Origin of the sequence: Amycolatopsis endophytica (assembly GCF_013410405.1) — a bacterium.
Classification (GTDB): domain Bacteria; phylum Actinomycetota; class Actinomycetes; order Mycobacteriales; family Pseudonocardiaceae; genus Amycolatopsis_E; species Amycolatopsis_E endophytica.
Genome location: NZ_JACCFK010000001.1, coordinates 4201013 through 4225067, shown reverse-complemented (window position 1 = coordinate 4225067; position 24055 = coordinate 4201013). Strand labels below are relative to the sequence as shown.

Sequence of the window (24055 nt, the reverse complement as noted above, 5' to 3'; positions counted from 1 at the left end):
CCTCCCTGACACCTTTTGCCTGTTACCTCGGTTTACTGTTACCTAAGGTAACACACATCGGCGCGCGCGCAAGACCCCGCGCCGACCTGGGTGGATCCGGAATAACCGCGGGTAGCCCTCAGTCGAACAGCAGGGCGCTTCCGTGGGCGCGTTTGAAGTACAGGTGCGCGTCGTGTTCCCAGGTGATCGCGAGGCCGCCGTGCAGTTGCACCATCTCGGCGGCGGCGTGCCGGAACGCCTCGGAGCAGACGGTCTTCGCCGTGACCGCGTCCTCGGCGGGCTCGTCGCCGGTCAGGGCGGCGAACAGCGCCGAACGCGCCATCTCGACCCGCACGTGCACGTCGGCCATCCGGTGCTTGAGCGCCTGGAAGCTGCCGATCGGCCTGCCGAACTGGTGGCGCTGCTTCGTGTACTCCACCGTCAGCTCCAGCGCCCTCGCCGCCCCGCCGACCTGCTCGGCGGCCAGCGCCACGACCGCCACCTGCCGCAACCGCTCCACGTCGAACCCGCCGGAGCCGAGCCGGCGGGCGGGCGCGCCGTCGAACGAGACGACCGCGAGCCGTCGCGTCGGGTCCAGTGTCGTGACCTGCTCCCGGCGCACGCCGGACGGCGCGGCCTCGAACAGACCGAGGCCGTCCGGGGTGCGTGCCACCACGAGGAGCACGTCCGCGAGGTCACCGTCGAGCACGTAGTGCGCGGTGCCGTCGATCCGGCCGTCGGCGAGAACGCACGCCACCCCACCGTCCACACCTGACCAGGCCAGCGCGGCCAGTGTGGTGCCCGCGGCGATACCCGGCAGCAGACGACGGCACGCCTCGTCATCACCGGTCAGCAGCACCGCCTGTCCACACAGGACCGACGACCCGAGCATCGGCACCGGCGTCAGGGTCCGGCCCAGCTCCTCCAGCACCACGCACGCCTCGGCCAGTGTCGCGCCCGCGCCGTCGTACTCCTCGGGGATCGCCAGCGCCGCGACGCCGATCTGCTCGCACATCGTGGACCACAGCTTGTCGTCGTAGCCCAGCGGTGCGGCCATCGCGGCACGCACGTCCGAGCGCCGGGCCAGCAGCGTCCGCACCGACTCGCGCAACGCCCGCGCCTCATCAGTCCACAATGGATCTTCGCGGTTCACCGGGCCAGCACCCGCTCCCGGTGGAACCCGCCGTCGCCCCATGCGCCCAGCAGCGCCCGCACCTTCGTCAGCCGCAGCCCGAGGTCGTGTTCGGCGGTGTAGCCGATCGCGCCGTGCACCTGCAGCGCGGTGCGCGCGGCGAGGTAGGCCGCGTCGCCCGCCTTGACCTTGGCCGCCGAGACGTCCCGCGGGTCCCCGGTCACGGCAGCGCCGTGCACCAGCGGGCGGGCCAGTTCGAGGTGGGTGACGACGTCGGCGAGCAGATGCTTGACCGCCTGGTATTCGCCGATGAGCCTGCCGTACTGGGCGCGCTGCTTCGCGTAGGCGACAGAGGCGTCCAGCAGCCACTGTCCCGCGCCGAGGAGCTGCGCGGACACGGCCAGCACCCCGAGATCGAACGCCCGTCCCCCGCTCAGCGGGGTCGCGTCCGGGATCCGGAACAGGCGGCGGGCCGGGTCGATCGAGCGCACGAACTCGGCGTCCCCCACCGCGTCCGCACCCACGACGACATCCGCGATGTCGGCGTCCAGCGCGAGCGGCACCGGCACCGTCGCCAGCGCTTTCCCCTCGGCCAGCAACGGCAGCCAGCGCTCGCCGGTCTCGCCGGTCAGCGCGGCGGGTGCGACGGCCACCGTTTCGGCGAGCGGCCCGGGCACCACGTGGTAGCCGAGCGACTCGAACGCCACCACGAGGTCGACCGGATCCGCACCGAGCCCGCCGTGGCGCTCGTCGACGAGCAGCGCGGGCACGCCCAGCTGGGCGAGTCCACGCAGGACGGTCAGCCCGGCCTCGTGCCGTCCCTTCGCCCAGGTCCGGGCCGCACCGGCGGTGTCGGCGCCGTCCAGGAAATCGTGCATGCTCGCCGCGAAATCCCGGTGCTCCGCGGACAACGCGAACCTCATCGGCGGGCCTCCCTCGGCAGTCGCAGCAGTCGTTCGGCGATGGTGTTGCGCTGGATCTGGTCCGTACCGCCGTAAATCGACCCGGCGAGCGAGAACAGGTAGCCGTCCACCCAGCCGCGGTCGGTCTCGCCGTCCGGGCCGAGCAGGTCGAGTGCCGTCTCGTGCAGGTCGACGTCCAGATGGGACCAGAACAGCTTGTTCACACTGGACTCCGGCCCGAGATCGCCGCCCTCGGCCAGCCGGGACACGGTGCCGAACGTGTAGAGCTGGTAGGCGCGGGCCCCGATCCACGCGTCGGCCACGCGGTCACGGACAGCGGCGGGCTCGTCCTTGTCGCGCCACAGTTTGACGAGCCGGTCCGCGGCGGCGAGGAACCGGCCGGGGCTGCGCAGCGAAAGCCCACGCTCGTTGTTGGCCGTCGTCATCGCGACCCGCCAGCCCTGCCCCGGCTCTCCGATCACGTCTTCATCGGGCACGAAGACGTTGTCGAGGAAGATCTCGGCGAACCCCGGCTCGCCGTCGAGCTGCGGAATCGGCCGCACGGACACCCCTTCGGCCCGCAGGTCGACCATGAAGTAGGTCAGCCCGCGATGCCGGTGTTCCGCCGGATCGGTCCGGAACAACCCGAACGCACGGTCCGCGAACGCCGCCCGCGAAGACCACGTCTTCTGCCCGGACAGCAACCATCCGCCGTCGGTCCGCACGGCACTGCTGCGCAACGCGGCGATGTCACTGCCCGCCTCGGGTTCGGACCACGCCTGCGCCCACACCTGGTCGCCACGCGCCATCGGCGGCAGGATGCGGTCCCGCTGCTCCCGCGTGCCGTGCGCGAACAGCGTGGGGCCCAGCATGAAGATCCCGTTCTGCGAGACCCGGCCGGGCGCGCCCGCCGCGTAGTACTCCTCCTCGAACAGCACCCACTGCAGCAGCGAGGCGTCCCGGCCCCCGTACTCGCGCGGCCAGGACACCACCGACAACCGGGCCTCCGCCAGCTGCGCTTCCCACTCCCGGTGCGCGGCGAAGCCCTCCGCGGTGTCCATCGACGGCAACGCACGCACCTGCGAAGCCAGCCACTCCCGCACCTCGTCGCGGAAGGCCGCCGACTCCGCATCGATGTCGAGGTCCATCAGCGTTTCGCTCCGTCCCGCATCGACCGCGCGTCCTGCCCGCCGAGCGAGTCGGTCGAGGTCTCGGCGTTGTGCGCGTGGGCGAAGTGGTGCAGGCCGAACACCGAGTCCATTCCGGACCGCATGCCCATCAGGTCCTCGGCCTGGTTGACGGCCTTCTTGGCCAGCGCGAGCCCGAACTGGGGCATCTCGGCGATCCGGTCCGCCAGCTCGAAGGTCCGCTCCGCCAGCTCGGCGCGCGGCACGATCCGGTTGATCATCCCCCATTCCCGGGCCTGCTGCACCGTGAACCGCTCGCCGGTGAACAGGACTTCCTTGGCCGCACGGGATCCGAGCACCCACGGGTGCGCGAAGTACTCCACACCCGGAATCCCCATGCGCACCACCGGATCGGCGAAGAACGCGTCGTCCGAGGCCACGATCAGATCGCAGATCCAGGCCAGCATCAGCCCGCCCGCGATGCACGCGCCCTGCACCGAGGCGATCATCGGCTTCGGGATCTCCCGCCACCGGCGGCACATCCCCAGGTACACCTCGGACTCGCGGGCGAACCGCTGGTCCCCGCCCTTCCGCGTGGTGTGGTCCCACCAGACCACCGCGCGCCGGTCGAACGGCTGGTCCACATCGCGCCCTGGCGTGCCGATGTCGTGCCCGGCCGAGAAGTGCCTGCCCTCCCCCGCCAGCACGATCACCTTCACCTCGGCGTCGTCCACGGCGCGGGTGAACGCGTCGTCGAGCGCGTAGGTCATCGCCGAGTTCTGCGCGTTGCGGTAGTCGGGGCGGTTCATCGTCACCAGCGCGACCGCGCCCCGGCGTTCGTAGCGGACCACCGGTTCACTCATGCGTTTCTCCTCGCCTCAGCTGCCGCTTCAGCACCTTGCCGGAAGCGTTGCGGGGCAGTTCGTCGACGAACTCGACGAACCGCGGGACCTTGTAGTTGGCGAGACGTTCGCGACAGAAAGCGACGACCACCTCCGCGTCGAGCCCGGCGCCGACGACGTACGCCTTGCCCACCTCGCCCATCCGCTCGTCCGGCACGCCGACGACCGCGACGTCGCGGACTCCGTCCAGCTCGGTGAGGGCGTGCTCCACCTCGGCCGGGTAGACGTTGAATCCGCCGCAGATGTACATGTCCTTGAGGCGGCCGGTGATCGTGAGGTTGCCGCCGTCGTCGAGGACACCGACGTCACCGGTGTGCAGCCAGCCGTCCCCCTCGATCGCCTTCGCGGTCGCCTCCGGGTCGTCGAGATAGCCGAGCATCACGTTCGGTCCGCGCACCAGGATCTCGCCGTCGCGGATCGCCACGTCGAACCCCGCCGTCGGCCGTCCCGAAGTGCTCGCGACCAGCTCGGCGTCGTCACCCGGACGGCACATGGTCACCACGACCGCCTCGGTGAGTCCATAGGCGGTCAGCACGGTCTCGAAACCCAGCTCCGAGCGCATCTTCCGGACCAGCGACGCCGGTACCGTCGCCGCGCCGGTGACCGCGAGCCGCAACGACGAGGTGTTCCCCCGATCCGGCTCGTGCAGCAGCGACCGGAACACGGTCGGCGCGCCGGGCAGCACCGAGATGCGCTCCCGCTCGATCACCTCCAGGGTCGCCCGCACGTCGAACACGGCCTGCGGGACGAGGGTCGCGCCGGTCAGCAGGCCCACCACGATGCCTGCCTTGTAGCCGAAGCTGTGGAAGAACGGGTTGATCACCAGGTAGCGGTCGGCGCCGGTGACCTGACCGCACTCCGCCCACGCCGCGGCGACGTCGACCACCTGGCGGTGCGCCGAGAGCACCCCCTTGGAGCGGCCGGTGGTGCCGGAGGTGAACAGGATGTCGCTGATGTCGTCCGGGCTGACGGCGTCGGCCCGCGCTTCGGCGTCGGCTTCGGGCACCCGCTCGGCGCCGGTCAGGAACTCGTCCCAGCCGAGCGTGCCCGTCACCGGCTCGTGCGGTTGTTCCAGCGGGACCCGGACGATCGCGGTGAGGCCGGGCAGGTCCGTGCCGGTCGCGCGGATCGCGGACCAGCGGTCGGCACCGAGGAAGTCGGCGGCCACGACCAGCGCCCTGGCGCGGCTGCGCACCAGCAGGTCCACGGTTTCCGCGCCGGTGAAGCGCGTGTTGACCGGCACCAGCGTCGCACCCGCGTACAGCGCGCCGAGTGCCGTGAGGACCCAGTGGTGGGTGTTGGGCAGGTTGATCGCGATCCGGTCGCCGGGCGCGATCCCACGCGCGAGAAAGGCCCGCGCGACGGTTCGAACACGTTCCAGAACCGTGCGGTAGTCCAGGCGCAGATCGCCGTCGACCAGCGCCTCGGACTCGCCGAACTTCGCTGCGGCGTCGCGGACAACGGCCGGGATAGTGGTCTGTCCCATCGCACCTTCCCCTGGACCGAGAAACTAGAACGTGTTCTCATTACCCTAGGTGCCCGTGGTGCCCGGCAGCAAGGAGGCGTAGGTGGAGGAGACGCGATTCCGCCGCGAGATCGCGGACTGGCTCGCGGACAACCTGACCGGCGAGTTCGCCGCGGTGCGGGGCCTGGGCGGCCCGGGACGGGAGCACGAGGCGTTCGACCTGCGGCTGGCGTGGGAGCGGCATCTCGCGGCGGCGGGGTGGACGTGCGTGGGCTGGCCGGCCGAGTTCGGCGGGCGCGGGCTGTCACTCGACGAGCAGGTCGTCTTCCACGAGGAGTACGCGGCCTCGGGCGCCCCGGCGCGGGTCAACCACATCGGCGAGCAGCTGCTCGGCCCGACGCTGATCGCGTTCGGCACGCCGGAGCAGCGGGAGCGGTTCCTGCCGAAGATCGTCGCGGTCGAGGAGCTGTGGTGCCAGGGCTACTCCGAGCCGGGCGCCGGGTCCGACCTGGCCGCGGTGTCGACGTCGGCGGAGCTTCGCGGCGGCGAATGGGTGGTCAATGGGCAGAAGATCTGGACCTCGCTCGCGCACGTCGCGGACTGGTGCTTCGTTCTCGCCCGCACCGAGCAGGGCTCGAAGCGGCACCGCGGCCTGTCCTACCTGCTGGTTCCGCTCGGGCAGGACGGCGTGACGGTGCGGCCGATCCAGCAGCTGACCGGCACCTCGGAGTTCAACGAGGTGTTCTTCGACGACGCCCGCACCCCCGCCTCGATGGTGGTCGGCGAGCCGGGCGACGGGTGGCGGATCGCGATGGCGACCCTCGGGTTCGAACGCGGGGTGTCCACGCTGGGCCAGCAGATCGGGTTCCGGCGCGAGCTGGACGGCATCGTGGCCGAGGCGAAACGGCTGGGTACCTGGGACGATCCGCTGCTGCGCGCCGACCTGGACCGCGCCCGGATGGGCCTGCGGGTGCTGCGTGCCCACGCCCTGCGCACCCTGGGCCAGGACGCGGGCCCGGAGGTGGCGGTCGGGAAGCTGATGTGGGCGCAGTGGCACCGCGGGCTCGGCGAACTGGCGGTGCGGGCGCGGGGCGCGCGCTCGCTGGTCGCTGACGGCGAGCTGGACGAATGGCAGCGGCTGTTCCTGTTCACCCGCGCCGACACCATCTACGGCGGCTCGGACGAAATCGAACGCACCATCATCGCCGAGCGCGTGCTCGGCCTGCCCAGGGAGGCCCGCCCGTGATTCCCCAGTACCCACCCGGTCACGACCTGCTCGCCGGAAAAGTCGTGGTCGTCACCGCCGCGGCGGGCACCGGCATCGGCTCCGCCGTCGCCCGGCGCTGCCTGGAAGAAGGCGCGAGCGTGGTGATCAGCGACTGGCACGAACGCCGGCTCGCGGAGAAGGCCGCCGAGCTGTCCGAGCTGGGCAAGGTGCACGCGATCACCTGCGATGTCACCGACGAATCCCAGGTCCAGGCTGTGGTGGCGGGCGCGGTGGGCCAGTTCGGCCGGATCGACGTGATGATCAACAACGCCGGGCTCGGCGGCACCCGCTCGGTGCTGGAGATGACCGACGACGAATGGTCCCGCGTCCTGGACATCACCCTGACCGGCACGTTCCGCTGCACCCGCGCGGCGCTGCGGCGGTTCGTCGAGCAGGGCGGCGGGGGCGCGATCGTGAACAACGCGTCGGTGATCGGGTGGCGCGCCCAAAAGGGACAGGCGCACTACGCCGCCGCGAAGGCCGGGGTGATGGCGCTGACCCGCTGCTCCGCGCTGGATGCCGCCGACCACGGCGTGCGGATCAACGCCGTCGCCCCGAGCCTGGCCATGCACCCGTTCCTCGCCAAGGTCACCAGCGACGAGCTGCTGCGCGAACTGGAGGGCCGGGAAGCGTTCGGCCGCGCGGCCGAACCGTGGGAGGTCGCCAACGTGATGGTCTTCCTCGCCAGCGACTACGCGTCGTATCTGACCGGTGAAGTCGTTTCCGTGTCCAGCCAGCATCCTTAAGGAGCGTTTCGAATTGGCTTGCGTGGCGGTGCGGGTGGCGGAACCTGAGGCGGTGCCAGCGCACGGCCCACAGCAAGCGGCTCCGCCGCTTACGTAACAGAACCTAGGAGTCCCTGTGCCCGAAGCATTTGTCCTCGACGCCGTGCGCACGCCGGTCGGCCGCCGTGGTGGCGCCTTGTCCGGGTGGCACTCCGCCGATCTGGGCGCGCACGTGATCGCCGCGCTGATCCGGCGGTGCGGGGTGGACCCGGCCCTGGTCGACGACGTGATCCTGGGCTGCACCGACACCCTCGGCCCGCAGTCCGGCAACCTCGCCCGCACCGCGTGGCTCGCGGCGGGGCTTCCCGATCACGTGCCCGGCGTGACGATCGACCGGCAGTGCGGATCGAGCCAGCAGGCGGTGCACTTCGCGGCGCAGGCGGTGCTGTCCGGGACGCAGGACCTGGTGCTGGCGGGCGGGGTGCAGAACATGAGCCGCATCCCGATCAGCGCCGCGATGCTCGCCGGCCGCGAGTACGGCTTCGACGACCCGTTCTCCGGTTCGCAGGGCTGGCAGGACCGCTACGGCAGGGTGGAGGTGTCACAGTTCCGCAGCGCCGACATGATCGCCGAGCACTGGGACCTCACCCGCGAGGCGATGGAGGCCTACGCGCTGAGCAGCCACCAGCGCGCGCTCGCGGCCATCGACTCCGGCCGGTTCTCGGCGGAAATCGCGCCGGTGGAGGGCTTCTCCGTGGATGAAGGCCCGCGCCGCGACACCAGCCTGGAGCGCATGCGGGGTCTGAAGCCACTCAGCGAGGGCTCCCGGCTGACGGCGGCGGTGGCGAGCCAGATCTCCGACGGCGCCAGCGCCACGCTGATCGCCTCGGAGCCCTTCGTGCGCGAGCACGAACTCACCCCCCGAGCCCGCATCCACCACGTCTCCGTCCGCGCGGCCGATCCGGTGTGGATGCTGACCGGACCGATCCCCGCGACCGCGCACGCGCTCAAGAAAACCGGCCTCACCGTGGACGACATCGACCTGTTCGAGGTCAACGAGGCGTTCGCGAGCGTCGTACTGGCCTGGCTCGACGAAACGGGCGCCGACCCCGCGCGGGTCAACGTCAACGGCGGCGGAATCGCCCTCGGCCACCCGATCGGCGCCACCGGCACCAAGCTGTTCGCGACGCTCCTGCACGAACTGGAGCGCCGCGGCGGCCGCTACGGCCTGCAGACGATGTGCGAAGGCGGCGGCACCGCCAACGTCACCATCATCGAACGTCTCTGATCACACCCCGCCCAGGCGGCGGAGAATCTCCTCCGCCCGGGCGACCGTGCCGTCGACGATCTCGGCCACCGTCGGCAGGTCCTCGATCATGCCGACGACCTGGCCGGAGGCCAGGACGCCCGCGTCGGTGCGGCCCTCGACCAAGCCGGCGCGCAGGAGCATCGGCGTGTTGGCCGCCATCACGATCTGGCTCCACGTCAGGTCGTTGCCGTGCTTCATCGCCAGGCCCTCACGCACCACGGCGGGCAGCGAAAGCCCCGTGATGCGCCGGAACCGCAGGGCGTTGCGCGCGGCCTGCACGACCCCGCGCACCCGGCCCGTCGACTCCAGCTTGTCCACCAGTTCGGTCCGCAGCACCCGGTGCGGCATGCCGTCCACGCGCTTCGTCACGACGGTCCCGGTCAATCCCTGCGTCAGGTAGACGCGCTTGACCTCCTCCGGCACCGTGCTTTCCTTGCTCAGCAGGAACCGCGTCCCCATCGCCACCCCCGCCGCGCCGTAGGCCAGTGCCGCGGCCAGGCCACGGCCGTCGAAGAAGCCACCGGCCGCGACCACGGGGATGTCGACGGCGTCCAGGACCGAGGGCAGCAGCAGCGTCGTGGCCACTCCCCCGGTGTGCCCGCCGCCTTCACCGCCCTGCACGATCACCGCGTCCGCGCCCCAGGAGGCGACCTTCTCCGCGTGCCGGGCCGCGCCGATCGACGGGATCACCACGATCCCGTGATCACGCAGCTTGGCGATCATCTCCTTGCGCGGCGCCAGCGCGAAGGAGGCAACCTTGACGCCCTCCCGGACCAGCAGGTCGACCCGCTCGCCCGCGTCCGCCGCGTCGGCACGCAGGTTGACCCCGAAGGGCTGGTCGGTGCGTTTCTTGACCTCCGCGATAGCCGATTCCAGCTCGGGGTAGGTCATGGTGGCCGAAGCGAGAATGCCGAGTCCGCCGGCTTCGGCGGTGGCCGACACCAGCCGCGGCCCGGCGACCCAGCCCATCCCCGTCTGCACCACGGGATGCCGGACCCCGACGAGCCGGGTCAGCGCGGTGTCCAGCGTCATGACGGCACTTCCTTGTCCCGCAGGCCCTTCGGGTCCAGCACCTCTCGGATCAGCCGCAGCTCCTCCTCGGTCGGCTCACGGGATGCGTCCCCGGCGGTGCAGTCGAGGTCGAACGACGTGGCCTCCGCGACTTCCTCGGGGGTCACCCCGGGGTGCAGCGAGAGCGCGCGCATCGAGTGGTCCGGGGTCGCGAAGTCGAACACGCCCAGGTTCGTCACCACGCGGTGCACGTCGTGGAACTTCAATCCCGCCTTGGCGGCGTTGTCGTACCCCACGCCGGACACGATGTCGACGGCGTCGACGAAGACCCGCTTGCTGTGCCGGGGAACCCAGTAGCTGGTGCGGTGGTTGGCCGTGTTGCCCGGCGCGCCCCGCACCCCGAGCAGTTGCTTCGTCGGGCGGGCGTGGTCGCCGATCGCGGAGATGTTCTGGTTGCCGAACTTGTCGACCTGGTTGGCGCCCATCACGACGTGGCGGCGTCCGTGCGGGACGATCGTGTCGAGCATCTTGCGGAACGGCTGCCAGCCCTCCACGACGCCGTCGGTGTTCACGAGATACGCCTCGCCGTCGGAGAGCAGCAGGTCCGGTTCGAACGTCAGCCGCGCGAGCTTCGCCCCGATCGACGGGATGAGGCCCATCGGGCTGGCCACGATCTCCCCGTCGCCACGGAACAGCTCGGCCACCGCCACGACGGCGATCTCGGCCCTGGTCGCGCTCATGCCGCCTCCGCCTCGAAACGATCCACTTCGGACAGATACCGCGACTCGTCGCCGGAGAGGAACCGGTCGACGAACCCGGGCCACGCGTCCAGATCCTTTGCGCAGGCCGCGTAGTGCTTCTGGAACCGCTCGTCGCGGCCGTAGTCGGGGACCGCCGTCGTGAAGTGCGCGCCCCGCGGCGCTTCCACCACCCCGTCGACCGAACCGCGGTTGAGCAGCAACGACTGCACCGGCCCGGTCAGGTCCGCCGTCCCCACCACCTTTTCGACCGAGACGAACCGCTTCTTCGCAGCCAGGCAGAACACGTCGTCGAAGTACGGGTCCGGCCCGAGGTACTGGGCGTTGCCCCGGGCATCGGCACGGTTGAGGTGCACCAGCGCCACATCCAGCTCCCGCGCCGGGACCGCGACCAGCTCCTCACCGTCGGCGTAGGGCGACCGGACCGTGCGCAGTTCCGGGTTGGCCCGCATGACCTCCGAGCCCAGCCCGGCCCGCGACGGCAGGAACGGCAGCCGTTGCGCCGCGGCGGACAGGGCCGCACCGAACATGCCCTCGTCGTACTCGGTCACCTCGATCGCGCCGGTTTCCCGCGCGCGCCCGAACCACGGGTCGAACGGGATCGAATCGAGCGTGACGAACCCGAAGACGACGCGCTTGACCTTGCCCGCCGCGCACAGCAGACCGACGTCCGGGCCGCCGTAGGACACCACCGTCAGGTCCTTCACCGGCGTCCGCAGCAGGGCCCGCACCAGGGCCATCGGCTTGCGCCGGGAACCCCATCCGCCGATGCCGACCGTCATGCCGTCGCGGACCTCGGCGGCCACCTCGTCGGCGGTCATGCGCTTATCGGCCATTCAGGAACTCCTCGCGGGCCTCGTCGGACGCACCCAGCAGGTTCAGCTCGAAGGTGAAACCCTGCTCGAACCGGTAGCTGCGGTGCACGTGCTGGGTGTCGATGCCGTTCAACGCTTCCTTGGCCGCCCGGATCACGCGAGGGTCCTTGGCGGCGATATCCCGCGCCACCGCCAATGCGGCCTCGTCCAGCTCTGCGCGCGGCACCACCTGGTACACCGACCCGTGCTGGTGCAGCTCGGCGGCGGTGATCGTGCGGGCGGTGAAGTACAGGGTGCGCATCAGGTGCTGCGGCACCAGCCGAGCCAGGTGCGTGGCCGCGCCCAGCGCACCGCGCTCCACTTCGGGCACGCCGAACGTGGCGTCCTCCGACGCCACCACCACGTCGGCATTGCCCACGAGGCCGATCCCGCCGCCCAGGCAGAACCCGTGCACCGCGGCCACCACCGGCACCGCGCAGTCGTAGACCGCGCCGAACGCCGCATAACAGCCCTTGTTCGCACCCACCAGGGCGTCGTAACCGCTGCTGCGCTGGATCTCCTTGATGTCCACCCCGGCGTTGAACCCGCGGCCCTCCGCGCGCAGCACCACCACGTGCACGTCCGGGTCCTCGCCCGCCTCGCGGATCGCGGTGGCGAGGTCGAACCAGCCCTGCACCGGCACCGCGTTCACCGGCGGGAAATCCACCGTGACCGTCTCGATGTGACTGTCGCGTTTGGTCGTGATGCTCATCAGCTCGCTCCGTACACGGGTTCGGGCGCGGGCGCTTCGGCGATCAGTTTCTCCATCACGGGCCCCAGCTCGCCCGGCTCCCAGCGGCCGCTCTTGTGCGCCTCCGGCCCGTGCCGCCACGCCTGCGCCAGCGACACCCGGCCACCCTCCACTTCGAACACGCGGCCGGTGACCTGGGCGGACTCGGTGCTGCCCAGCCACACCACCAGCGGCGACACGTTCTCCGGCGCCATCGCGTCGAAACCCTCGTCGGGCCGGGCCATCATCCCGGCGAACACGTCCTCGGTCATCCGGGTCCGCGCCGACGGGGCGATCGCGTTGACCGTCACCCCGTAGCGCCGAAGCTCGGCCGCCGCCACCACCGTCAGCCCGGCGATTCCCGCCTTCGCCGCGGAATAGTTGGACTGCCCGACACTGCCCAGCAGGCCCGCGCCCGAGCTGGTGTTGATCACCCGCGCACTCGGCGTCCGCCCGGCCTTCGACTCGGCCCGCCAGTACTCCGCGGCGTGCCGCAACGGCGCGAAATGCCCCTTGAGGTGCACGCGGATCACCGCGTCCCACTCGTCCTCGGCGAGGTTGACCAGCATCCGGTCCCGCACGAATCCGGCGTTGTTGACCAGCACGTCCAGCCGGCCGAAGTTCTCGATGGCGGTGTGCACGAGGGTGCGCGCACCGGCCCAGTCGGCGACGTCGTCGGTGTTCGCGACCGCTTTCCCGCCCAGCGCCTCGATTTCCGCGACGACCTGCGCGGCCGGACCGTCGCCGGTGGACGAGCCGTCGAGCGCCACACCCACGTCATTGACGACGACGCGCGCGCCCTCCGCCGCGAACGCCAGCGCGTGCGCCCGCCCGATGCCGCGCCCCGCCCCGGTCACGACGACCACGCGGTCCTGGCACAACCTGCTCACTGACCCTCCCGGTAGTTGACATCAGCCGAGGCGTGGAAGGCGGGCAGCTCCCCGCCGCCGTGCACGCGCAACGTCGCCCCCGACACGTAGGAAGCCAGGCCCGACGCCAGGAAAGCCGCGCACGCGCCGACTTCCTCCGGCTCGGCCAGCCGTCCCAGCGGTACCGTCTTGCCCACCGCCGCCACCGCCGCCTCGCTGCCGTAGTGCAGGTGCGCCTGCTCGGTGCGGACCATGCCGACGTCCAGCGCGTTGACCCGTACCCGCGGCGCCCACTCGACCGCGAGGCTCGCGGTGAGGTTGTCCAGCCCGGCCTTCGCCGCCCCGTAGGCCGCGGTGCCGGGCGACGGACGGGTCCCGCTCACGCTGGAGATCATCACGATCGACCCGCCGCCGTCCTGCCGCTGCATCACGGCGTTGGCGTGTTGCGCGACCAGGAGCGGGGCCAGCAGGTTGAGCTGCACGATCTTGGCGGAGAAGTTCGGCGACGCCTCCGCCGCGGGCACGAACGGACTGCCGCCGGCGTTGTTGACCACCACGTCCAGGCGGCCGTGCTCGTCCACGATCCGGCCGGTCATCGCCTCGACCTGGTCGGCGTCCCGCACGTCGCAGCGCACGAAGGTGCCCGTCGAGACCTCCGGCTCGTGCCGCGCGCAGGTGATCACGCGGGCACCGTGGTCGAGGAACACCCGGCTGATCCCGCGGCCCACGCCACGCACACCACCGGTCACCAGCACCACCGCACCGGTCAGGCCCAGATCCGTCACGCCTCAAAACTAGAACATGTTCTCGTCGTGGACAAGCGCGCTGGTGACCCGGGTGCGGACCGCCGCCGCCACGGTCGGCGAGCGGCCCACCGGTGTCGCCGCGAGCAGGCCGCTCCCCCGGCGGCCGTCAAACCGACGCCGACGACCGGCCCGGACAGCCCTGGTGACGAGCACACCCATCGCCGTCACCCGAAAGGGGCCTTTCGGAGGGATCTGCTCGCGTCAGTACCGCTTCGGATGGACCAGCACCGAGCACCCGGTGGTGGTGACCGTGACCGGCCTGGCGCGCGAGCTGACCCGCCGATCCGGCTGACCGTGCTGCAACTGCTCGCCCACCCCGGCGCGGCTGGGCAACCAGCTGGCGAAACCGCGACGACATTGCCCTGGTGAGCTTCTGCCCGGGTTCGGGTAGCCATGGACCAGGAATACTGGGGACGTGCCCGGGGTTGGCCCGGATGCAACAGTCCACTCGGTGTGAGGTGATGTGAGATGCGGACGTTCGTGCTGGCCGGCGGGTGCTTCTGGTGCCTGGACGCGGTCTACCGGACGCTGCGCGGCGTGCAGGACGTCGTGTCCGGCTACACCGGTGGCGACACGGCCGGGCCCACCTACGAGCAGGTGTGCACGGGCCGGACCGGGCACGCGGAGGCGGTCGCGGTGACGTTCGACGAGTCGGTCATCCCGGCGGAGGTCATCCTCGACGTCTTCTTCACGCTGCACGACCCGCGCCAGCTCAACCGGCAGGGCGCCGACGTCGGCACCCAGTACCGGTCGGCGATGTTCTACGCCGACGACGCGCAGCGGGCCGAGTTCGAGGCGGCCATCAAGCGCGCGAGCGACTGGTGGGACGGCGAGATCGTGACGACGCTGGAACCACTCGGCGAGTTCTTCGACGCCGAGGAGTACCACCAGGACTTCTTCGCCAAGAACCCCGGGCAGGGCTACTGCATGGCGGTGGCGGTGCCGAAGGTCAACAAGGTGCGCAAGTCCTTCGCTCAGTACGTGATCTGACGCCCGTCGACGAGCCGGGCCAGTTTGGCGAGCGCCATGCGGGGTAGGTGTCGGTGCGGGCACCCGCCAGGCGGCGATCGCGTCGGCATCGATGAACGCCTGGTAGACCCGCTCGCGTGGTGCCCGAACGAAACCGGAAACTCGGGTCGACGTCATCGGCACAGAGCGGCCGCGCGGCCGGAGCCTGTCCAGCCGCGCGGCCGTCGTCTCACTGCATCTGCGCGATGCGGATGAGGTTGCCCGCCGGGTCACGCACGGCGGCGTCACGCACGCCGTAGGGCTGGTCGGTGGGTTCCTGCACGATGTCGGCACCCTTGGCCTGCAGTTTCTCGAACGTGCCGTCAAGGTCCTTGGTGCCGAGGTTGATGGCGGCGTAGGTGCCCTTGGCCATCATCTCGGTGATGACACGGCGCTCGTCGTCGGTGATGCCCGGGTCGACCGCGGGCGGGTGCAGCACGAGGGAGACGGGCTGGCCCGGAGGCCCGACCGTGATCCAGTGCAGACCGTTGTAGCCGACGTCGTTGCGCACCTCGAAGCCGAGGATGTCCCGGTAGAAGGCGATCGCCGCGTCCGGATCGTCCTGCGGCAGGTAGGCCTGCTGAATGATGATGTCCATGGCGAAGACGCTAGCCAGCCGCGCTCGCCTGCGCTTCTCGATTCCTGATCGGTCGCGTCACCTGCCTGGACACGCACGACGGCATACCGTCGGTGGCCTCCGGGTCCCGCCGGTACACGCTGGGCGGCACCCCGACCAGCTCGGTGAACCGGGTGCTGAACGTGCCCAGCGACGAGCAGCCGACCTCGAAGCACACCTCGGTGACGCTCAGATCACCCCGGCGCAGCAGGGCCATCGCACGCTCGATGCGCCGCGTCATCAGATACCCGTAGGGCGACTCCCCATAGGCGGCCTTGAAGGCCCGGCTGAGATGCCCTGCCGACATGTGCACCCCCCGCGCGAGCGCCTCCACGTCCAGCGGCTGCTGGTACTCGCGGTCGATGCGGTCGCGGACTTTGCGCAGCCGCGCCAGGTCCTGGAGACGTTGGGTGGGATCGGTTCTGCCGGTCACGTACGAAATCGTGCCATGCCGGGCGCTGTTCGGGGAAACCGCTACCGGATGGGAGATGGCGGTGACGGGTGGTGAACGGATGCACGCGATCCGTTGTCCGCGCGCGGGTCCCACGTTCCCGCGCGCGAGTTCTGCGTCGGGGGTGCTACGCGGGTGGTTGCGCTGCGCGCGGCTCGGGGCGCCGGCTTCGCAAGCGACGCCCCGGCGCCTGGGCGCTGGCGCGCCCGGCGGATTGGCCCTGCCGAACCCGATCTTTCAGTGTCTTGGCGGATCGGGTTGCGGGAGAGGGCTGGTTCGGCAGTTCTGCGTTCCCGTGCGTGAGTTTCGCGGGCGGCGTCAGGTGAGGTGTGCGGATCGGGCCGGTGGGGCCGTCACGTCGATCGGGGTGGCAAGGACCGCGCCGTCCAGTGGGCCTGGGGTGGGTAAGCCGTGTGTGGCGGTGGTGACGATCAACCGACCACGATGGAGGCAGACGCTCGTCGGTTGCCGGGCGGGTACTTCGAGGACCTGGGTCAGGCTGCCGTCGGGGGCGTAGCGGCGGATCTCGCCCGCGCCCCAGATCGCCGACCACAGGTGGCCCTCGTCGTCGACGGTCATGCCGTCGGGACTGCCTTCGTGCACTCGCGCGAACGACGATCGGGGACCCGGATCGCCGTCCGGCGACATGGAGTAGCGGTGGATCTCGCCCGCCGCGCTGTCCGCCAGGTACATCGTCGAACCCGTGGCATCGAAAGCAGGGCCGTTGGGGACCGTGTAACCGCGCAGCACCTCGGTGACCGTGCCATCCGTGTCCACCCGGTAGACCGAACCGGCACCGGGGGTGTTGTCGTAGGCCATCGAGCCCGCCCAGAACCGGCCCCGCGGATCCGCCACGCCGTCGTTCATGCGCATCCGGCCGTCGAGCAACCTGGCCAGCACCCGGCCGCCCAGCACCGAGATCCCCTCGCCCGCCGCCGCGATCCAACCGGAACCCAGCGGTGCGACCGCCCCCAGTGGACCGTCCACGGTGGCCAAGACACGGGGCGGCTCGCCGTCGGGCAAGTCAAGCAGGCGGCCGGTCAGGATGTCCACCATCACCAGGCGGCCACCGACACTCCGCAGGCCCTCGCCGAGCTCGAACCTCTCCCCCGGCCACGCGCTCCACGTCACCATTCCGCGAACGATCCGTCCTCGTGCCGCCACACCGGGTTCCGCCACCGGTGCCCCGTCCGGTCCGCCGACCGTACCGCGTCCTCGTCGATCTCGATGCCCAGCCCCGGCGCGTCCCACCGGCGGATCGCGCCGCCGGGGAAGGCGAACGGCGCGCGGTCGAGCACGTAGTCCAGCAGCTCGGCGTCCTTGTTGTAATGGATACCGATGCTCTGCTCCTGGATCAGGAAATTGGGCGTCGCGAGCGCGACCTGCAGGCTCGCCGCCAGCGCGAGCGGGCCCAGCGGGCAGTGCGGGGCCAGCAGCGCGTCGAACGTCTCGGCCAGCGACGCGATCCGCCGCACCTCCGAGATCCCGCCCGCGTGCGCCAGGTCCGGTTGCGCCACCGCGATCCCGGCCTGCAACGCGGGCAGGAAATCCGTCCGCGAGTACAACCGCTCGCCACACGCCACCGGAACGACAGACGCCGACACCACGTCCCCCAGCCGGTGCGAAAACTCCGGCAGCACCGGCTCCTCGACGAACAACGGGTGCAGCGGGGCCAGCTCCGGGATCACCCGGCGGGCCGCGGCGACCCCGAACCGGCCGTGGAAGTCCACCGCGATGTCCCGCGCGTCGCCGACCACCTCCCGCACCGCGGCCACGCGCGACACCACCTCACCCACCTCGGCGCGGCTGGGCATCCGGCCGGTCCGCCCCGAGGCGTTCATCTTCACCGCGGTCAGCCCGGCCGCCATCTGCGCGGCCGCGGCCTCGGCGACCTGCGACGGCTCGTCACCGCCGATCCAGCCGTACACCCGGACCTCGTCCCGGACCGCACCGCCCAGCAGCTGGTGCACCGGCGCGCCGAGCGATTTGCCGAGGATGTCCCACAGCGCCTGGTCCAGCCCGGCGACCGCGCTCGACAACACCGGCCCGCCGCGGTAGAACGCGGCCTTCGTCATGAGCTGCCACAGGTCCTCGACCCGGCGCGGATCGCGGCCGACCAGCAGGTCGGACAACTCGTCGACCGCCGCCCGGACCGTCTCCGCCCGCCCCTCGACGACCGGCTCACCCCAGCCGACGATCCCCTCGTCGGTCGCCACCCGGCAGAACAACCACCGCGGCGGCACGAGGAAAGTCTCGACGGAAATGATCTTCACGCGTTGTTCCCATCCCCGAGGACACCCGCGACAGCGGCGACGTCTTCGGAAGCTTTGTCCAGCAAGGAGGTCACCGCGGACGCGGCGGCCTCCGGGTCACCGCGGCGGATCGCCTCCACCACGACGGCGTGGCTGGGCACCGGATCGTCGGCGTGCGTTTCGTGCACGAGCGCGTCGCGCAGGCTCAGTGCCGGTTCGATGAACACGTCCATCCGGGCGAGCATTTCGTTGTGCGTGGCCTGCAACAGCGCACGGTGCCAGCGTAGGTCGGCCGCGACCTCGGCGGCCGCGCCGCGCGCCGCGCGCATCTCCGCGAGCGCCGCGTCCAGCTCGGCGAGGTCCTCCTCGGTACGGCGCAGCGCGGCCATCGACGCGGCGGAGGGCTCCACCACGGACCGCACTTCGGCGAGATCACGCAACACCGCCGCGGTGTCCCCCGCTTCGCTGCGCCAGCGGATGACGTCGCTGTCGAGCAGGTTCCAGTGTTCGCGCGCCCGCACCGACGTGCCCCGCTTCTGGCGCGCCTCGACCAGTCCCTTGGCCGCCAGCACCTTCAGCGCCTCCCGCAGCGCGGTCAGGCTGACGTCGAGGTCCCGGCCCAGATCACCGAGGTCGATCACCGCCCCCTGGGGGATCTCCCCCGACACGATGCGCGCGCCGAGCGTGGCCACCGTCTGGCCGTGCACGCCGCGGCCGCTGTAGGCACTCATGTGTCGTTCCTCCCCCTCACGACGACATCTTGTAGACGCTCCAGCCGCCGTCGACGGTCAGCGCGGCGCCGGTGACGAACGAGGCGTCCTCGCCGGCCAGGAACGCGATCGCCGCGGCGACTTCCTCCGGCCTGCCCAACCTTTTCACGGCGGTCTCCTCGGCACTGCGCCGCCTGTCGTCCTCGCCGATACCGTCCCACGCGGCGGTCAGCACCGGACCGGGCAGCACCGCGTTGACCCGCAGCACCGTGCCGTACTCGACGGCGAGCTGCCGCGCCAGACCGGTCAGCGCCGCCTTGGTCGCGGCGTAGGCGGGACGACCGGGCAGGCCGACCAGCGCGTGCACCGACGAGGTCAGCACCACCGCGCCGGTGCCGTTGCGGGACAGGTCGTCCAGACAGGCGCGGAACCCGAGGAACGTGCCGGTGAGGTTGACCGACAGCTGCCGGTTCCACGACTCCAGCGTGGTTTCGTGCGCGGCCTTGACCTCGACGGTGTAGGCGTTGCTGACCAGCACGTCGACCGGCCCGAGTTCCGCGTGCACGCGGGCGATCGCCTCCGCCCAGCTCTCCTCCGAGCTGACGTCACACCGGATCGCGAGACCGCCGGTGCCCGCCGCGACCTCGCTGCTGTCGTCGATGTCCAGCAGTGCCACCGCGGCGCCGTCGGCGGCCAGCCGCCGCGCGGTCGCCGCACCGATGCCCTGCGCAGCTCCCGTCACCACCGCGACCTTCATGAGACCTCCTCCGCGGTGACCGTGCAGTCGAGTTCCAGTGTGGCCGTCGCACCCGGTTCGAGCGTGGTCAGCGGCCCCAGCACCTCGATCTCGACGATGCGGGCGGGCGGGTCGAGATCGCCCAGTTCCGCCAACGGCGACGGCAGCGGGTACTCCATCCACACCTCCACGCGGGACCCCTCGTCGGGGTATTCGGCGTCGGCGTCGACAGTGAACCGCTGGGTGTAGGTGACGCCGCCACCGGTATGTGCCAGCCAGCCGGTGGCCGCGGGGAAACCGAGCTTGCCGACGACGTCCTGGTGCGGGATGTACACGCCGCGGTTCGCTTCCCAGCGCGGGAAACCGGTACCGGAGAGCAACTCCGTGACCTCCGGCGGACCGCCGACGTAGGTGCCGCCGTCACCGTCGGCCGCGAGCTGCGTGACGTTCCACAGCGCCCACCGCACGGTGCGGTCACTCGTGTTCCGCGCGGTCAGCCTCAACCGGTAGGCGCCGCGGCCCGGGCGCAGCTCGAACCGGCGGGTCAGCCGCAGGCCGGTTCGCGGATCGTCGCCGCTGGTCAGCGTGGCCACCTCAGCGGACACCTCGGCCGAGTACGGGCCGGAGTCCAGGACCGGATCCGGCGGTCCCGCCCACTGCCCGTCGTGGTCCCAGCCCTGCGGCGCGGGCCAGGTCTTGTCACCGCCGTAGTTCACCCAGTCGCCGAGGCTCCCGGACACCGGGCGGTGTTCCCGGCGCAGCTGCAACTCATCGGTCAGCAGCTTGTCGTTGCGCCACAGCACTTCTCGTCCATCCGCTCCGGACAGTGACAGCAGCCGTCCGCCGAGCGCGGGCACCAGCCCGAGGCGGAGCAGGCCGTTGTCCAGCCACACGACCTCGGTCACGTCAGCTCCGGTGACGGCAGCAGGACCACCTTGCCCCGGCTCGCGCCCGCGGCCAGCTCGTAGGCCTTGCCCGCCTCCTCGATCGGGAACCGGTCGCTGACCACCAGCTCCGGTCGCAGGCCCCAGCGAACGAGGTTCACGGCCAGCTCGGTCATCGCCGTCAGGGAGGTGACCCAGGAGGCGTAGAGCGTCAACTGCTTGTGCAGCAACGCGTCCGACACCTCGGTCTCCAGCGTGCCGCCCTCGCCGACCAGCGAGACCCGGCCCCATTCGGCCGCACCGCCGATCGCGGTGGCGCGACCGGCCCGCGAACCCGAACAGTCGATCGTGGTCGCGAACTCCGGCGCGATCTCCTCGTCGGGGCCCATCGTCGCGTCGAAGACACCCAGCTCGTCGGCCCATTCCCGGCGCCGCGGCGACGGTTCGACCCCGACAACCCGGCGGGCACCCATGCCGCGGCCGATCATCCCGGCCGCGAGGCCCACCGGACCGAGCCCGACCACCAGCAGGTCGCCGTCACCGTTCACGCCGATCCGGCGCAGACCCTCGTAGGCGGTGCCGAAGCCGCACGCGATCAACGCACCGTCCACGTAGGACAGTTCGGCGGGCAGCGGCACACACGTGGACTCCTCGGCGAGCACGTAGTGCGCGTGCCCGCCGTCACGCTGCCAGCCGTAGGCCTGCCGCTCCGGAGCGATGCAGCTGATGAAGTAGCCGCGGCGGCAGTTGTCGCACAGCCCGCACCCGGCGATGTGGTAGACGATCACGCGGTCGCCCTCGCCGAAGCGGCGACATCCCGGCCCCACCGCGACGATCCGCCCGGAGGGCTCGTGCCCGGCGACGACACCGCGGTAGGCGGGGCCGTCGACACCGCGGTGCCCCTTGTGCTCGTGGTAGATGTAGCCGATGTCGGAGCCGCAGATGCCGGACGCGCCGACCTCGACGAGCACCTGACCCGGTCCCGGTGCGGGCACCGCCAGCTCCCGCAGTACCGCCGTCGAATCGCCGGGCAGGTACACCCCGGCCATCGTCGCGCTCATCAGCTCTCCCTCGTCGCTCGTGCTCGCTTGGTGATGACGACGTTGACCAGCACCGCCACCACGATGATCACGCCCCGCACCACGTTCTGCAGGAACGAGTCCACCCCGAGCAGCACCAGGCCGTTGCTGATCACGGTGATGAACACGACCCCGAGCAGGGTGCCGAGCATCGTCCCCCGGCCGCCGGCGAGCGCCGTGCCGCCGATCACGACGGCGGCGATCACGTCGAACTCCAGCCCGGAGGCCGCCCCGCCGTTGCCCGAACCCAGGCGCGCGGCCAGCAGCACTCCGGTGATGGCCGACAGCACGCCGGTGGTGAGGAACAGCAGCACCCGGATGCGGGACAGGTTGATTCCCGCCATGCGCGCGGCGGGCGCGTTGCCGCCGACCGCGTAGACCGAGCGGCCGTAGGCGGTGTAGCGGGCGACGTAGGCGAACACGAAGAACAGCACCACCATCACGATCACCGGTGTCGGGATGCCGAGCACCGACCCGCCGAGCACGGTCGCGAGACCGCTTTCCGGCAGGACCACCGGCAGCGCGTCGGTCAGGTAGAGCCCGAGGCCGCCCAGCGCGCTCCACACCCCGAGGGTGGCGATGAACGACGGCACGTCGAACCGCGCCCGCAGCCAGCCGGCGAGCGCACCCCAGGCCGCACCGGCGACCAGGGTCAGCAGGATCGCGGGCACCAAGCCCATCCCGGTCGCGAACTTCGCGGCGAGCACGGAGGAGAACGCCACGGCGGGCCCGATGCTGATGTCGATCTCACCCGCGATGATCACCAGCGTGACGCCCCACGCGGCGATGCCGACCGTCGCGGCGTCGCGCAGCATGCCGAGCTGGTTGTCCAGGCTCAGGAACCCGGCCGCGGTGCTGCCGAGCGCGATGTAGAGCACCACGATAGCGGCGACCAGGCCGATCTCGTTGAGCGAACGCCCGCGGAAGATCCTGCCCACGCTGCCGCGACGCTGCTCCGGCGTGGTGTCCAAAACGGTCATTGTCATCCTCGGTCTTCTCAGGCCGCCATGGCGGCGGAGAGCACGGATTCGGTGGTCAGCTGCGCGCCGGAGAGTTCACCGGCGATGCGGCCCTCGCGCAGGGCCAGCACCCGGTCGCACACCAGCGGCAGCTCCTCCAGCTCGCCGGAGACGAACACGATGGCGGCGCCGGTGCCGGCCAGTTCCCGCACCAGGCGGTAGATCTCGGCCTTGGCGTGCACGTCGACGCCCCGCGTCGGCTCGTCCAGCAGCAGGATGCGGCTGCCCGCGTGCAGCCAGCGGCCGATGACCGCCTTCTGCTGGTTGCCGCCACTGAGGTTGACGATCGGGGTGCGCGGCGCGGCGGTCGCGATGGACAGCCGCTCGATGAGCCGGGTCGCGGCGCGCCGGACCAGTCCAGGCCGGACGGTCGCGCCCGAACTGACACTGTCCCACTTGGACAGCACCAGGTTCTCGTCGACACCGAGCAGCGGGACGACGCCCTCGTCCTTGCGGTCCTCCGGGGTCATGCCGACGCCGAGCCGTTTCATCGCCGCGGCGGTGGGACGGGCGATCTCCCGGCCCTCGACGACGATGGTTCCGGCGGCCGCCGGGTCGAATCCGGCGATGGCGCGCAGCACCTCGGTGCGTCCCGAGCCCATGAGCCCGCCGAGTCCCACGACCTCGCCGGCGTGGACGTCGAACGACACGTCGGTGACCTTGGGCGGGACCGAAAGCCCGCGCACGGACAGCAGCGGTGTTTCCGAGGTGTCCACTTGGCGTGACTGCGGTTTCCGGGCCGCCTCGGTGGTCTCGCCGAGCATCAGCGACACGATGCGCGAGGTGTCGGCCTCGGCGATATCGACCGTCTCCACGACGAGGCCGTCGCGCATCACGGTGGCGGTGTGCGCGATGCGGCGGATCTCTTCGAGCCGGTGGCTGACGTAGAGCACCGCGACGCCGTCCGCCGCGATCCGGGTGACCGTGTCCAGCACGATGTCGACCTCGGCGGCGGCCAGCGCGCTGGTCGGCTCGTCCAGAATCAGGAGGCGCGGCTGTTCCCGTACGGCGCGGCAGATCTCGACGAGCTGCCGGTGCGCCAGGGACAGCGCACCGACCGGCGCCGACGGATCGATGTCCAGGCCGAGCCGCGCGAAGACCTTCGCCGCCCCGTCACGCATGGCGGCGTAGTCGATCCCGCCGCCGCGGCGCGGCCACCGTCCCAAGTAGAGGTTCTCGGCCACGCTGAGCTCGGCCACCAGGCTCAGCTCCTGGTGCACGGTGCTGATGCCGAGTTCGGCCGCGCGGCGCACACCACCGTCGCCGAGCTGCTCACCGGCGACGGTCACGGTTCCGGCGTCGGCACGCTCCACTCCGGACAGTACGCGGATCAGCGTCGACTTGCCCGCGCCGTTGCGGCCCAGCAGGGCACGGACCTCGCCCTTGCCGATCTCCAGGCTCGCGCCGGTCATCGCCCGCACACCGGGGTAATGCTTGGTGAGGCCCTCGACCGCGATCACGGTT

At 71.3% G+C, this 24055-nt stretch carries 25 protein-coding genes; 4 read left to right on the top strand and 21 right to left on the bottom strand.

The features are described from left to right. Positions 1-118 precede the first annotated feature (118 nt). Genes HNR02_RS20825 through HNR02_RS20805 form a run of 5 tightly spaced genes read right to left on the bottom strand, consistent with a single transcriptional unit; the run spans position 119 to position 5528 of the window. Positions 119-1114 (bottom strand): acyl-CoA dehydrogenase family protein, encoded by a 996-nt coding sequence (locus HNR02_RS20825; RefSeq protein WP_246338606.1) that lies wholly within the window; start codon positions 1112-1114, stop codon positions 119-121. 14 nt (positions 1115-1128) lie between these two features. Further along, positions 1129-2034, bottom strand: a complete 906-nt coding sequence (locus tag HNR02_RS20820) for an acyl-CoA dehydrogenase family protein (protein ID WP_179774807.1) — start codon at positions 2032-2034, stop codon at positions 1129-1131. Continuing rightward, complete coding sequence (locus HNR02_RS20815) at positions 2031-3161, bottom strand: acyl-CoA dehydrogenase family protein (RefSeq protein WP_179774806.1); 1131 nt, start codon at positions 3159-3161, stop codon at positions 2031-2033. The genes HNR02_RS20820 and HNR02_RS20815 overlap by 4 nt, the downstream gene beginning before the upstream one ends. Further along, complete coding sequence (locus HNR02_RS20810) at positions 3161-4003, bottom strand: enoyl-CoA hydratase (protein ID WP_179774805.1); 843 nt, start codon at positions 4001-4003, stop codon at positions 3161-3163. The genes HNR02_RS20815 and HNR02_RS20810 overlap by 1 nt, the downstream gene beginning before the upstream one ends. Further along, the gene (locus HNR02_RS20805) at positions 3996-5528 is read right to left on the bottom strand and encodes a FadD3 family acyl-CoA ligase (RefSeq protein WP_179774804.1); all 1533 of its coding nucleotides are present in this window, start codon (positions 5526-5528) and stop codon (positions 3996-3998) included. The genes HNR02_RS20810 and HNR02_RS20805 overlap by 8 nt, the downstream gene beginning before the upstream one ends. Before the next feature lie 82 nt (positions 5529-5610). Between HNR02_RS20805 and HNR02_RS20800 the strand changes: the two genes are divergently transcribed. The 3 genes from HNR02_RS20800 to HNR02_RS20790 all read left to right on the top strand — a co-directional run bounded on the left by HNR02_RS20800 (position 5611) and on the right by HNR02_RS20790 (position 8787). Beyond that, on the top strand, positions 5611-6753 hold the full coding sequence (locus HNR02_RS20800; RefSeq protein ID WP_179774803.1) for an acyl-CoA dehydrogenase family protein: 1143 nt from the start codon (positions 5611-5613) through the stop codon (positions 6751-6753). Further along, positions 6750-7520, top strand: a complete 771-nt coding sequence (locus HNR02_RS20795; protein ID WP_312861073.1) for an SDR family oxidoreductase — start codon at positions 6750-6752, stop codon at positions 7518-7520. Before HNR02_RS20800 ends, HNR02_RS20795 begins: the two co-directional genes overlap by 4 nt. 115 nt (positions 7521-7635) lie before the next feature. Further along, entirely contained in the window at positions 7636-8787 is a 1152-nt protein-coding gene (locus tag HNR02_RS20790; protein ID WP_179774801.1) for an acetyl-CoA C-acetyltransferase, read from the top strand. Here the strand turns inward: HNR02_RS20790 and HNR02_RS20785 are convergent, their stop codons facing one another. Genes HNR02_RS20785 through HNR02_RS20760 form a run of 6 tightly spaced genes read right to left on the bottom strand, consistent with a single transcriptional unit; the run spans position 8788 to position 13815 of the window. Then, a complete protein-coding gene (locus tag HNR02_RS20785; protein ID WP_179776035.1) occupies positions 8788-9834 on the bottom strand; it encodes an NAD(P)H-dependent flavin oxidoreductase in 1047 nt (348 codons plus the stop codon). Positions 9835-9836: 2 nt separating this feature from the next. Beyond that, positions 9837-10559 carry a CoA-transferase subunit beta gene (locus tag HNR02_RS20780; protein WP_179774800.1) on the bottom strand — a complete coding sequence of 241 codons (723 nt, stop codon included), beginning with the start codon at positions 10557-10559 and terminating at the stop codon, positions 9837-9839. Then, positions 10556-11413 carry a CoA transferase subunit A gene (locus HNR02_RS20775; RefSeq protein ID WP_179774799.1) on the bottom strand — a complete coding sequence of 286 codons (858 nt, stop codon included), beginning with the start codon at positions 11411-11413 and terminating at the stop codon, positions 10556-10558. Before HNR02_RS20775 ends, HNR02_RS20780 begins: the two co-directional genes overlap by 4 nt. After that, positions 11403-12143, bottom strand: coding sequence for an enoyl-CoA hydratase family protein (locus tag HNR02_RS20770; RefSeq protein WP_179774798.1), 741 nt, complete (start codon positions 12141-12143; stop codon positions 11403-11405). The genes HNR02_RS20775 and HNR02_RS20770 overlap by 11 nt, the downstream gene beginning before the upstream one ends. Continuing rightward, positions 12143-13051 (bottom strand): SDR family oxidoreductase, encoded by a 909-nt coding sequence (locus HNR02_RS20765; RefSeq protein ID WP_179774797.1) that lies wholly within the window; start codon positions 13049-13051, stop codon positions 12143-12145. Before HNR02_RS20765 ends, HNR02_RS20770 begins: the two co-directional genes overlap by 1 nt. Further along, a complete protein-coding gene (locus HNR02_RS20760) occupies positions 13048-13815 on the bottom strand; it encodes an SDR family oxidoreductase (RefSeq protein WP_179774796.1) in 768 nt (255 codons plus the stop codon). The genes HNR02_RS20765 and HNR02_RS20760 overlap by 4 nt, the downstream gene beginning before the upstream one ends. Before the next feature lie 489 nt (positions 13816-14304). Here HNR02_RS20760 and msrA point away from each other — a divergent pair, with 489 nt between their 5' ends. Continuing rightward, the gene (gene msrA / locus HNR02_RS20755; protein WP_179774795.1) at positions 14305-14826 is read left to right on the top strand and encodes a peptide-methionine (S)-S-oxide reductase MsrA; all 522 of its coding nucleotides are present in this window, start codon (positions 14305-14307) and stop codon (positions 14824-14826) included. A 208-nt stretch (positions 14827-15034) separates the two neighbouring features. Here the strand turns inward: msrA and HNR02_RS20750 are convergent, their stop codons facing one another. The 10 genes from HNR02_RS20750 to HNR02_RS20705 form a co-directional block, all read right to left on the bottom strand. Continuing rightward, positions 15035-15442, bottom strand: a complete 408-nt coding sequence (locus tag HNR02_RS20750; protein WP_179774794.1) for a VOC family protein — start codon at positions 15440-15442, stop codon at positions 15035-15037. A 10-nt stretch (positions 15443-15452) separates the two neighbouring features. Beyond that, positions 15453-15893, bottom strand: a complete 441-nt coding sequence (locus tag HNR02_RS20745; protein ID WP_179774793.1) for a helix-turn-helix transcriptional regulator — start codon at positions 15891-15893, stop codon at positions 15453-15455. A gap of 336 nt (positions 15894-16229) precedes the next feature. Beyond that, complete coding sequence (locus HNR02_RS20740) at positions 16230-17045, bottom strand: SMP-30/gluconolactonase/LRE family protein (protein ID WP_179774792.1); 816 nt, start codon at positions 17043-17045, stop codon at positions 16230-16232. Beyond that, on the bottom strand, positions 17039-18184 hold the full coding sequence (gene dgoD, locus HNR02_RS20735; protein ID WP_179774791.1) for a galactonate dehydratase: 1146 nt from the start codon (positions 18182-18184) through the stop codon (positions 17039-17041). Before dgoD ends, HNR02_RS20740 begins: the two co-directional genes overlap by 7 nt. Beyond that, positions 18181-18894 carry a FadR/GntR family transcriptional regulator gene (locus tag HNR02_RS20730; protein ID WP_179774790.1) on the bottom strand — a complete coding sequence of 238 codons (714 nt, stop codon included), beginning with the start codon at positions 18892-18894 and terminating at the stop codon, positions 18181-18183. The genes dgoD and HNR02_RS20730 overlap by 4 nt, the downstream gene beginning before the upstream one ends. Before the next feature lie 16 nt (positions 18895-18910). Next, the gene (locus HNR02_RS20725; RefSeq protein WP_179774789.1) at positions 18911-19630 is read right to left on the bottom strand and encodes an SDR family NAD(P)-dependent oxidoreductase; all 720 of its coding nucleotides are present in this window, start codon (positions 19628-19630) and stop codon (positions 18911-18913) included. Beyond that, entirely contained in the window at positions 19627-20514 is an 888-nt protein-coding gene (locus tag HNR02_RS20720) for a DUF4380 domain-containing protein (protein ID WP_179774788.1), read from the bottom strand. The genes HNR02_RS20725 and HNR02_RS20720 overlap by 4 nt, the downstream gene beginning before the upstream one ends. Next, positions 20511-21554 (bottom strand): zinc-dependent alcohol dehydrogenase family protein, encoded by a 1044-nt coding sequence (locus HNR02_RS20715; RefSeq protein ID WP_179774787.1) that lies wholly within the window; start codon positions 21552-21554, stop codon positions 20511-20513. Before HNR02_RS20715 ends, HNR02_RS20720 begins: the two co-directional genes overlap by 4 nt. Continuing rightward, positions 21554-22552 (bottom strand): ABC transporter permease, encoded by a 999-nt coding sequence (locus HNR02_RS20710; protein ID WP_179774786.1) that lies wholly within the window; start codon positions 22550-22552, stop codon positions 21554-21556. Before HNR02_RS20710 ends, HNR02_RS20715 begins: the two co-directional genes overlap by 1 nt. Before the next feature lie 17 nt (positions 22553-22569). After that, positions 22570-24051 carry a sugar ABC transporter ATP-binding protein gene (locus HNR02_RS20705; RefSeq protein ID WP_312861072.1) on the bottom strand — a complete coding sequence of 494 codons (1482 nt, stop codon included), beginning with the start codon at positions 24049-24051 and terminating at the stop codon, positions 22570-22572. Positions 24052-24055 lie beyond the last annotated feature (4 nt).